The organism is Micromonospora solifontis (genome assembly GCF_003725545.1).
GTDB classification, from domain to species: domain Bacteria; phylum Actinomycetota; class Actinomycetes; order Mycobacteriales; family Micromonosporaceae; genus Micromonospora; species Micromonospora solifontis.
Genome location: NZ_RJLN01000131.1, coordinates 1 through 10286, shown reverse-complemented (window position 1 = coordinate 10286; position 10286 = coordinate 1). Strand labels below are relative to the sequence as shown.

The window sequence follows — 10286 nt, the reverse complement described above, 5'->3', positions numbered from 1 at the left end:
TCGGCCGGCGGGTGCCCGGGCCGCTCCGGGCCACGGCCGCTGAGCTCCGCCGCCCTGGGCGTGGCGAAGGGCACCGCCACGTACGTCTCGCAGCTCGGCTCGCCGGCCGGCGACCGGTCCGGGTCCCACCGGCCGCGCAGCGGCTCCCCGGTGGCGGCCACCGTGCCCACCACCCCGGCGCCCACCGGCACCCGCAGCGCCGCCGGATCGGCCGGCCCGTCGGGCCAGCGCCCGTCCAGCCCCTCGACGCACCGGCCGACGAGCACGCCGTCGCCGTCGAGGAGCAGCACCGCGCCGGCCCGGGCCCCGGTCGCGGCGACCGCGCTGTGCAGGATCACCCGCAGGATGCGTTGCAGGTCGTGGGTGCTGGCCAGGGTGTCGCCGAGCACCGCCAGGTGCCCGCGCAGCTGGTCCCGGCTGGTGGTCAGGGCGGCCACGTAGCTGCCGGTCTCCCGGGTCATCCGGTTGAACGCGCCGGCCAGCCGGCCGATCTCGTCCCGGCTGCGCACCGGCACCCGGGCGGTCAGGTCGCCGCGCGTCACCTGGTCCACCGCGCCGGCGAGTTCGGCAAGGGGACGGGTGGTCACCCGGGCCAGCCGCCAGGCGGCCACCACGGCCAGCAGGGCGGCCAGCACGACCGCGCCGACCAGGGCGGCGTAGAGGCCCGGCGGGCGCTCCCCGGGGACGGAGAGGACCAGCGGCAACGGCTGCCCGGGGGACGGCCCGACGCGGCGCACGTACCGGCCGTCGGTCTCGACGACCCGGTCCCCGTCGACGGTGCCGGCGGCGGCCAGCACCGCCTCGCGTACCCCGCGGGTCTCGGTGGTGTGGGTGACCCGGTCGGTGCCGGCGGTGTCGTCGAGGAGGGTGACCGCGACGCCGGTCACCGCGGCGAGCCGGGCGATGAAGGCCGGGTCGACGGGCTGCGCGGCGGCGACCGTGCCGAGGTCGGCACCGGCGGGGTCGCGGAGCTGGACCCGGGCGGCGAGCGCCCGGACCGGGCCACCCGTTGGCGGGTCGCCGGCGCAGTCGCGCCAGGGCCCGACCGGACCGCCGGGAGTGGCGTAGCTGGTCCGGTCGGCGGTGTCGGTGACCCGCACGGCGGCGGCCAGGCCGCGCCCCACCACCTGGTCGGCGGCGCGGGTTCGGGCGGCCGGGTCGGTGACCAGCGCGACCGCGTCGGCCGCCGCACGGAGCTGCTGACAGAGGGCGTCCACGGAGGTACGCACGCCAGCGGCGGCCAGCCCCAGGCGTTCGGTGGAGCGGCTGCGGTCGAGGGTCGCCATGGTGGAGCCGACGAAGGCGGCGCCGAGCAGGACGGGGCCGAGCACCACCGCGAGAAAGGCCGCCGTCAACCGCCCGCGTAGCGTCAAGCTTCCCCCCGGAAGTTCCGCGCCCCTTGTTGCGATGCTGACACAGAGCGACCGGGAGGCAAGCGTTGCGTCAGGAGTGTTGCGATGCCGGAATTTTCTGATGGAGCGGATGTCACGCATGAGGCGAAACGGGAGTTGCGCGTCGCGCGGCTCGCGCACCGCCGGTCGCTGACGGCCGCCCGCCGCGCGGAGGCGGCGGCGCGCGTACAGGCCGAGCTGATCTCCCTGGTACGCCGGCTGGACCCGGCCCGGGTGACCGCGTACGTGCCGGTCGGGTCCGAGCCCGGCGGGGCCGACCTGCCCGACGTGCTGCGGGCGGCGCTCGCGCCCGGGGCGGAGCTGCTGCTCCCGGTGCTCCGCGAGGATCTCGACCTGGACTGGGCCGTTTACACCGGCCCGGGATCGCTGTGGGCGGCCGGGCGGGGCGTACGGGAGCCGCTCGGCCCCCGGCTGGGGTCCACCGCGGTCGCCACCGCCGGGCTGGTGGTCGTGCCGGCCCTGGCGGTGGACCGCCGGGGGTTCCGGCTGGGTCGCGGCGGCGGCTCCTACGACCGCGCGCTGGCCCGGGTGCCCGCCGGGACGCCGACGGTGGCGCTGCTGCACGACGGGGAGTTGGTCGAGGCGGTGCCCGGCGAGCCGCACGACCGCCCCGTGCACGCCGTGATCACCCCGGCCGGCGGGCTGGTGAAGGTGTGGGACGGCCCGCTTCCGCTGGACGAACCCGGGTCCGATGACGCACCATTGGCACTCGGATAAGTCGAGTGCCAACCGGCCGTGCCAGATCCGGAGGAGAACGTGCCCACGTACCAGTACGCCTGCACCGCGTGCGGCCACCAGCTCGAGGCGGTGCAGTCCTTCGCTGACGAGCCGCTGACCGAGTGCCCCGCGTGCGAGGGGCGGCTGCGCAAGCTCTTCAACTCGGTCGGCATCGTGTTCAAGGGCTCCGGCTTCTACCGCACCGACTCGCGTTCGTCCGGTTCCGACACCGCCACGAGCACCGCGAGCACGCCGGCCAAGTCCGAGTCGTCCTCGAACGGCGCGCCGAGCACCGCCTCGAGCGGTTCGTCCGCCTCGACCTCGACCAGCAGCTCCTCAACCAAGACCCCGGCTGCCACCAGTTCCTCCTGACGGGTCCACCCCTTCAAGATCCGCACAAATTCACGGAAAGAGTGGCCATTCCTGCGGGAATGGCCACTCTTTCCGTGAATGAGGCTCTCCACGGGTAGCACGGGCGGGGCGGGGGCGGGGGTTGTCCACAGGTTGACGGGTTATCCACAGGCTGTGGGTGACGGGATGACTCGCTTCGGGTTGTGTTCCTAGCCTGCTGGCGTTGGGTGCGCGGTGCGATCAGTACGCGGGGTGCGGGGCGCGAAGGGCGCGGCGCGAAGGGCGCGGGGCGAAGGGCGCGGGGCGCGGGCGGGAGGATGCGGTGGGGGACGACGGATCTCTGCGACCGGTGCGCTGGCGCGGGCTGCCACGCGGCAGCACCCTGCTCCGGTTGGCGCTGGTCGCCGTGCTGCTCGGCCTGGCCGCCGCCGTCCTGTCGACCCCGGCGGACTGTCCGCCCCCGGGCACCGGCCGGGCCGGGCCCACCGCGACCGCTGCCGGCCCCGCCACACCCGGTCCGGGCCGCTCCGGCGGCGCGCTGCCGCTGCCAAGCGGGTCGGTCGGCGTGCCGGTACGGCTCGCCGAGCCGGCCGCCCTCGCGGTGCTCCGCCCGGGTGCCCGGGTGGACCTGCTGGTCGTGCCGGCCGGCGCGGCGGCCGGGAAGGCGACCCTGCTCGCTCCACGGGCGCTGGTGCTCGACGTGGTGGGCGCGGCCGGGGCGGTCGACGGCTCCTCCGCGCTCTACCTGGCCCTCCGGCCCGAGCAGGCCCAGCGGACCGTCGGCGTGCCGGCGGACAGCCGCTTCGCCGTCGTCGTACGCGGTTGACCCCGCCGGGTCAGTCCCAGTGCGGCGGGCGCTCGGCCAGCAGCCAGTCGTCGTTGCCGCAGGGCCGCTCGCCCCAGCCACGGTCGGTGTCGTCGGTGGTCTGCTCGGGCAGCACCACGAGGTCGTCACTGAGATCGACCACGCGATCGTCGTCGCCACGCCTGCCGGGATCGCTCACGAACGGCAAGGATACCGGCGTCGTGGCGACACCTCGACCGTCCGGCGTGCCCGCCCGGCCGGGTCGCCCCGACGCGTCGGAGCGGCCGACCGGCGCGTGCGTTGGTAGCGTCGGACGGCGTGACGACGCCGAGCGGTGGCAGCCCCGACGACGAGTTCTGGCGACGCCCGGGGCCTGACCAGCCCGCCCCCGGAACCGGCCAGCCCCAGCAGGGCGCCGGGTCCGGCGCGGGCCAGCCCGCCACGACCGGGGCCGGTGCCGGCCAGCCCGGTGGCGCGGAGCCCGGCGCAGGCCATCCCGGCGATGGGGGGTCCCTGCCGGGACAGCCCGGCACGACCGGGACCGGCCCGGGCCAGCCCGGCGGCGCGGGCCAGCCGGGGCGGCCGGGTGGTCCGGGACCGGCCGGCGGTGTCTGGGCGGCTCGGGGCCAGGCGGAGAGTCCCTGGGCCCGACCCGGCCCGGAAGCCGGCGGGGGCCCGACCGGCGGCCGACCTGCCGCCGCTGGCTGGTCGGGTGGCACGGCCGCGCCCGGCGGCTACGCCGGCCCGCCGCCGACCATGCCACCACCGCCCGGCTGGCGGCCACCGGTGTACGTGCAGCCACCACCGCCCCGAGTGCTACCGCCGCAGGACATGGTCGCCATGGACCGGGCGGAGCAGCAGGCGCAGCGGCTCACCTACGGCTTCGGGGCGGTCGCCGCGGTGGTGCTGGTGCTGCTCATGTGCCTGCTCTGCTCGCGGGTGATCTTCTGAGCCCGGCTCAGAGCGTGCCGCCCCAGACCGCCTGGGCTCCGGTGTCCCCGGCCAGGTAGACGTACACCACCGCGAACACGGCGAGCACCGCCACCACACCGGTGAGGACGGGGGCGATCCAGCGGGGCAGGTTGCGGACCCGGGCGAACCCGCTGGTCACCAGCAGGAGCAGCAGCGCCGCCGCGGCCAGTCCGAAGGTGAACGACCGGAGGCTCTCCCCGTACTCCGAGTGCTCGCGCACCTTGTCGAGGATCTGTGCCGGGTAGTTCTTCTGCTCCAGCACGTGCTCCAGCGCCTCCCCTGACTCGGTGGCCAGGAACGCGGCGATCGGGGCCGTGATGGCGAGGGCCGCCACCGCCCAGTCGAGCCGGGGCCGCCATCGGGGCAGCACCCCGTACGCGACGGAGACCAGCGCCAGCAGCGGCACGAGCACCACGGCGGCGTGCACCAGCAGGGCGTGCGCGGGCAGACCGTTGAATTCCTTGAACACCGACACCTCCGGCACGTGGGTGCGAACCGCCCAGTCAGCGTACGACGAAGTGATCCTCGCCGCGTTTCGTCACCTCCCACCCACGCGCGCCCGCCGGGCGCGGTTCACCCTGTGGCCCCGACCACCCCCGTTCCCGCTCGCTTGTCGGCGTACTGGCCCCGTGCTGTCATTACTGCATGTCCAGTGGTGAGGAACTGCTCCGGTCGAAGGGACTTCGGGTCACCCGACCGCGACTCGCCGTGCTGGACGTGCTGGCCGGCGGCGGCCATCTGGAGGTCGACGAGATCACTCGACGGGTCCGGCAGCGGCTCGACTCGGTCTCCACCCAGGCCGTCTACGACGTGCTCGGGGCGCTCTCCCGGGCCGGGCTCTCCCGCCGGATCGAGCCGGCCGGCTCCCCCGCCCGGTACGAGGCCCGGGTCGGCGACAACCACCACCATGTGGTGTGCCGGGGTTGCGGTGAGATCGCCGACGTCGACTGCGCCACCGGCAGCGCTCCCTGCCTCGATCCGCACACCGCGCACGGGTTCGAGGTCGACGAGGCGGAAGTGACCTTCTGGGGTCTCTGCCCGGCCTGCCAGGCGCGCCGGTCCGCCGACGACTGACCGGCTCCGGTCGGGGACCGGGCCAGGTCCGGCCGGCGCGTGGCACCCTTGGGCCGTGGACACCGATGACCTCGGCCTGTTCGGACCGGGATCGGTCACGTGGAAGGTGCACGACGAGCCGATCCTGATCGTCGCCGGCCTGCGCTCGCTCTACCTGCAGGCGTTGCATCCCCGGGCGATGGCCGGCGTCGCCCAGAACAGCAACTACCGCACCGACGCCTGGGGCCGGCTGGTCCGGACCGCCACCTACGTCGGGACGACCATCTACGGCACCACCGCCGAGGCGGAGGCGGCCGGCCGGCGGCTGCGTGCCCGGCACGCACGGCTGCGCGCCCGTGACCCGTTCACCGGGGAGGAGTTCCGGATCGACGACCCGGACCTGCTGCGCTGGGTACACGTCACCGAGATCGAGTCCTTCCTGAGCACCGCGCGCCGGGCCGGGCTGGCGCTGACCGACGCCGAGGTCGACGGCTACTACACCGAGCAGCGCCGGTCCGCGGCCCTGGTCGGGCTCGACCCAACCGAGGTTCCGGGCACCGCCGCCGAGGTGGCCGACTACTACCGGCGGATCCAGGGTGACCTGCGGATGACCAGGGAGGCGGCGGAGACCGCCCTGTTCCTGACCGCCCCGCCGGTCCCGTGGAAGCTCAGCCGGCCGCTCCGGCTCGGGTTGAGTCTCGGGCCGCCACGCTGGGCGTACTTCGGCGTGGCCGGCCTCGCCATGGCGCTGCTGCCGGCCTGGGCCCGCCGGTTGTACGGCGGTCTCGGGCTGCCCACGACCGCGCTCTCGGCCGACCTGAGCGCGCGCGCCCTGCGGCTCGCCCTGGCGGCGGTGCCCCGCCGTTACCGGGAGGGCCCGTTGCAGCAGGCCGCGAAGGCCCGCGTCGCCCGCCACGCCGCCGCCTGACCCACCCGACCGGGCCGCGCGGATTGGCGGGCCCGCGCGGATTGGCCGGGCCGCGCGGATTGGCCGGGCCGCGCGGGTTGGCCGGGCCGCGCGGGTTGGCCAGGCCGCGCGGATTGCCGCAATGCGCGCCCTGCGACGCTCGGGAGACCGCGACCCGCCGCAACCCGCGACCGCGCCCCCGGCCGCCCGGGTGGCGGCGGGTCAGTCCGGGTCGGAGGGTGGCGGCGTGGGGCGGCCGACGGCGGCCCACGGGTCCTTGCCGGGCGTCTGCGCACCCTCCGGGCAGGTACGCCGGTAGTCGCACCAGCCGCAGCGGGGACCGGGCGTGGCGGGGAACGCCTCGTCGGGATCGGCGCCACCGGTGACCGCCCGCTCGGCGGCCATGATGTCCCGGGCGGTCTCCTCGGCCCGGGTGAGCTGCCGGTCCAGCGACTCCGGGGTGTGCTCGTGCGCGGCGACCCTGCCGGTGGGCAGGTGGTGCAGCTCGACCCGGCGGCACGGCCGGCGGAACACCCGCTCGGCCGCGTACGCGTACAGCGCCAGGGCCTGGGAGCCGCGGGCGTCGTCGCTGTCCAGCCCGGTGCGGCCGGTCTTGTAGTCGACGATCACCAGCTCGGGCCGCCCGTCCGGGCCGGGCCGGGAGTCGATCCGGTCGGCGCGGCCGTTGAAGGCGAGCGCGGCGGTCTTGACCGCGACCACCCGCTCCACTCCGACCGGTTCGTCGGCCGGATCCAGCCCCGCCACGTACGCCTCCAGCCAGGCCCGCGCCCGGCGGAAGGCGTCCCGCTCCTGCTCGTCGTCGCGGTAGCCCTCACGGACCCAGGTGCCCTTGAGCAGGGTGCCCAGCACCTCGGGCCGGCGGCGACCCGGTTCGAGGGCGTACCAGTTCTTCAGGGCGGTGTGGACACTGGCGCCGAGCGAGTTGTGCGCCCACGGCGGCCCCTTCGGCGGGGCGGGCCGGTCGACATATGAGTAGCGGTAGCGCCGGGGGCAGTCCGCGTACGCGCCGAGCTTGCTGGGCGTGCAGACGAAGAGCCGCTCGGGCATCCCCTCGAAGCCGAGCTGCTCGGCCTGCTCGGCACGGGGTCGGGGCGGCCGGCCGCCGGTGGGTCGCCCGGTCGGGGAGGGTCGTCGCACGCCCCAGATCCTGCCATCCCGGTACGACATCCCGGCCGGCACGGCCGGCCGGATCAGCGCATGGTGATGTACTGGGTGACGAAGGCGGCGATCGCGTCGGCGATGAGCTGCACCGCGATGGCCGCCAGCAGCAGGCCGGCGATCCGGGTCAGCACCTCGATGCCGCCCGGCCGGAGGATCTTGACGATCCCGCCGGAGAAGCGCAGCACCACCCAGACCGTGACCATCACCGCGACGATCGCGGCGGCGATGGCGAGGTAGTCGGTGAACGCCCCGGCCTGCTGCACGAAGAGCATGGTGGCGACGATCGCGCCCGGCCCGGCGAGCAGCGGCGTACCCAGCGGCACCAGGGCGATGTTAGAGGTGGCCTGCTGGTTCGGGTCGTCGGACTTGCCGGTCAACAACTCCAGGGCGACGAGGATCAGCAGCAGCCCGCCGGCGGCCTGCAACGCTGGCAGGTCGACGTGCAGGTAGGCCAGGATGGTCTGGCCGGCGACGGCGAACACCACGATCACCCCGAGCGCCAGCGCGACGGCCTGCCAGGCGGCCCGGTTCCGGTCGCGCGCCGGCAGCGGCCCGGTGAGCGCGAGGAAGATGGGCATCATGCCGGGCGGGTCGACGATCACCAGCAGGGTCACGAAGACCTCGCCGAAGAGCTTGAGATCCACCCGGACACGGTAGCCGCGCCGCTGGAACGCTTCAGCCTGAAGCGACCGGGGTCACCCCGCCGGCCAGGGCGACGATCCGCTCGTACGCCGCCGGGTCGGTGGTGAACGCGCCGAGCCGGACCGTCTTGTGCGTGCCGTGGAAGTCCGACGAGCCGGTGACCAGCAGTCCCAGCTCGGCGGCGAGCCGGCGGACGTGGTCCCGCTCGGCGGGGCTGTGGTCCTCGTGGTCGGCCTCCAGGCCGGCGAGCCCGGCCGCCGCGAGCGCCGCGATCAGCTCGTCCGGCACGATCCGGCCGCGCCGGCTGGCCCGGGGATGGGCGAAGACCGGTACCCCGCCGGCCGCCCGCACCAGGGCCACCGCCCGGAACACGTCGATGTCCTCCTTGGGCAGCCGGTAGCGCTCGCCCAGCCAGTCCGGACCGAACGCCTCGGTCGTGGTGGCGACCAGGCCGGCCCGGATCAGCGCCTGGGCGATGTGCGGCCGACCGACGCTGCCGCCGGCCGCACCGGCCAGGATGTCCGCCCAGTCGACGTCGATGCCGTCAGCCTGGAGCAGCCGGACGATCCGCTCGCCGCGCTCCTCCCGGGCCGCCCGGACCCGGGCCAGCTCGGCGACCAGCTCCGGCTCGGCCGGGTCGAAGAGGTACGCGAGCAGGTGCAGCGGGATCGCCGGCTCGACGCCGTGCCAGCGGCAGGAGAGTTCGGCGCCGCGGACCAGGGTCAGCCCGGGCGGCAACGCGTCCAGCGCGGCGTCCCAGCCGGCGGTGGTGTCGTGGTCGGTGATCGCCACCACGTCGAGGCCGGCGTCGGCGGCGGCCCGGACCAGCTGGGCCGGGCTGAGCGTGCCGTCGCTGGCGGTGGAGTGGGCATGCAGGTCGATCCGGGTGGCGCTCACCCCGCCGACGCTACCGCCCGGGGGCGGTGGGCACCGCCGCCGCCGGCGGGTCAGGGCGTGGTGCCGGCGACCACGACCAGCCGCTGGTCCGCGGTGACCCCGGCGACCGGTGACCCGGCGGGCCGCTCACCGGCCACCACCCGGTCGGGGCGGACCCGGACCAGCCGGCCGGCGGCATCGACGTGCAACGCGACACCGGCCGTCGTCCAGACCACCCCGTCGATCACCGCCGGCCCGGCGGGGTGGGTCGACACGGCGGTGCCGAGGGTGCGCAGGTCGACCAGGAGGGCGGCCGTGCGGGTCGCGTTGACCAGCAGCCACTTTCCGTCCGGGGAGACCCCGGCCGCACCGTCGTCGGCGAGGTCCGGGCCGCAGCCGGTGCGGACCGGGGCGAGGTTCCGGGTCGGGTCGAGCAGGGCCAGGCACGGCCGCCGGGACGTACCGGTGGAGACCGCACCGACCAGCCGGCCGTCGGGGAGGACCCCGTAGATGTCCAGCACGTCGCGGGCGGCGGCGCCCGGCTGCCCGCCGGCCGACCGGGCCCAGAGGCTGACCCCGTGGCCGGGCTGCCGGATCAGGACCGCGTCGGCGGCGAAGCCGATCGGCAGAGCGCCCTCCGGCGCGGCCGTCCGGCTGGTCGCGACGAGCTGGCCGCCGACCACGCCGGCCGCGAGGATCTCCGGACCGTCCCGCCAGGCGACCTGCCGGCCGTCCGGGGCGACCACGACGGCCTCCGCCCCGGCGAGCAGCACCTGCGGCGCGCTGCCGTTGGGCGGCACCCACCAGAGGGTACGACCGGCCGCGGTGGCCGCCGAGGTGACGAGCCAGCCGCCGTAGTCCGGGACGCGCTGCGCCCGTTCGACCCGGCCCACTCCGGTCAGCTCCCGCTGCTCGCCGCCGCTGGTTTCCAGCCGGGATCCGACGATCAGGTCGAGTTCGGCGCGGACCGGCTCGGCGGCCGGCGGCCGAGGGCTGGCGGTCGGCAACGGGGAGGGCGTGAAGCCCCGCGGGTCGCCGAGCACCACGATCGGCGTACCGCCGTGTCCGGCCGGGCCGCCGAGCTGCGCCATCCCCGTGGTGACCAGCACGGTCGCCGCGCCGGCCAGGGCGAGACCGGTGAGCGCCCGGCGCCGCCCGCTGCGCCGGGCGCGGCGGATGGCCACGCCGGCCGGGTCGGCGGCGAGCGGGCGCGGGGTCGCGACGCGACCCGCGAAGGTCTCCCGCAGCGCCCGCTCCAGCTCGTCCTCGCCCACGGCCATTGGACGCTTCAGGCCGCCCGGCTGGTTGTCGCAGGGGTTCGGCGTACGGCTCATCGGGATTCCACGGGGACGGTGCTGACGGGACGGGC

The 10286-nt window shown here is 76.1% G+C and carries 12 protein-coding genes; 5 read left to right on the top strand and 7 right to left on the bottom strand.

Annotated elements, in window-relative coordinates; all coding sequences use genetic code 11:
- The coding region (locus tag EFE23_RS26260) for a HAMP domain-containing protein (RefSeq protein ID WP_233601153.1) at positions 1-1373 on the bottom strand (1373 nt) is incomplete at its 3' end.
- Between the two features lie 84 nt (positions 1374-1457).
- Between EFE23_RS26260 and EFE23_RS26255 the strand changes: the two genes are divergently transcribed.
- The 3 genes from EFE23_RS26255 (at position 1458) to EFE23_RS26245 (ending at position 3306) form a co-directional block, all read left to right on the top strand.
- Positions 1458-2129 carry a 5-formyltetrahydrofolate cyclo-ligase gene (locus tag EFE23_RS26255; RefSeq protein WP_123243572.1) on the top strand — a complete coding sequence of 224 codons (672 nt, stop codon included), beginning with the start codon at positions 1458-1460 and terminating at the stop codon, positions 2127-2129.
- A gap of 39 nt (positions 2130-2168) precedes the next feature.
- Entirely contained in the window at positions 2169-2501 is a 333-nt protein-coding gene (locus tag EFE23_RS26250) for an FmdB family zinc ribbon protein (protein ID WP_123243571.1), read from the top strand.
- A 301-nt stretch (positions 2502-2802) separates the two neighbouring features.
- Positions 2803-3306 carry a flagellar biosynthesis protein FlgA gene (locus EFE23_RS26245; RefSeq protein ID WP_233601152.1) on the top strand — a complete coding sequence of 168 codons (504 nt, stop codon included), beginning with the start codon at positions 2803-2805 and terminating at the stop codon, positions 3304-3306.
- A gap of 10 nt (positions 3307-3316) precedes the next feature.
- On the opposite strand, the gene EFE23_RS29380 is transcribed toward EFE23_RS26245, so the two are convergent.
- On the bottom strand, positions 3317-3448 hold the full coding sequence (locus EFE23_RS29380; protein WP_255421181.1) for a hypothetical protein: 132 nt from the start codon (positions 3446-3448) through the stop codon (positions 3317-3319).
- Between the two features lie 795 nt (positions 3449-4243).
- On the bottom strand, positions 4244-4726 hold the full coding sequence (locus EFE23_RS26235) for a DUF2231 domain-containing protein (RefSeq protein WP_123243574.1): 483 nt from the start codon (positions 4724-4726) through the stop codon (positions 4244-4246).
- 176 nt (positions 4727-4902) lie between these two features.
- Here EFE23_RS26235 and EFE23_RS26230 point away from each other — a divergent pair, with 176 nt between their 5' ends.
- Both EFE23_RS26230 and EFE23_RS26225 read left to right on the top strand, forming a co-directional pair.
- Positions 4903-5331, top strand: a complete 429-nt coding sequence (locus EFE23_RS26230; protein ID WP_123243570.1) for a Fur family transcriptional regulator — start codon at positions 4903-4905, stop codon at positions 5329-5331.
- Between the two features lie 55 nt (positions 5332-5386).
- Complete coding sequence (locus EFE23_RS26225) at positions 5387-6238, top strand: oxygenase MpaB family protein (protein ID WP_123243569.1); 852 nt, start codon at positions 5387-5389, stop codon at positions 6236-6238.
- A 201-nt stretch (positions 6239-6439) separates the two neighbouring features.
- Here the strand turns inward: EFE23_RS26225 and EFE23_RS26220 are convergent, their stop codons facing one another.
- From EFE23_RS26220 to EFE23_RS26205, 4 genes are read right to left on the bottom strand one after another with little or no spacing between them, the layout of a single operon-like run.
- Entirely contained in the window at positions 6440-7405 is a 966-nt protein-coding gene (locus tag EFE23_RS26220) for a RecB family exonuclease (protein ID WP_199737247.1), read from the bottom strand.
- A 23-nt stretch (positions 7406-7428) separates the two neighbouring features.
- Positions 7429-8043: a MarC family protein gene (locus EFE23_RS26215; protein ID WP_123243567.1), complete on the bottom strand. Its 615-nt coding sequence runs from the start codon at positions 8041-8043 to the stop codon at positions 7429-7431.
- A 31-nt stretch (positions 8044-8074) separates the two neighbouring features.
- Positions 8075-8938, bottom strand: coding sequence for a PHP domain-containing protein (locus EFE23_RS26210; protein WP_123243566.1), 864 nt, complete (start codon positions 8936-8938; stop codon positions 8075-8077).
- Between the two features lie 50 nt (positions 8939-8988).
- Complete coding sequence (locus EFE23_RS26205; protein WP_123243565.1) at positions 8989-10251, bottom strand: TolB family protein; 1263 nt, start codon at positions 10249-10251, stop codon at positions 8989-8991.
- Between the last annotated feature and the right edge of the window lie 35 nt (positions 10252-10286).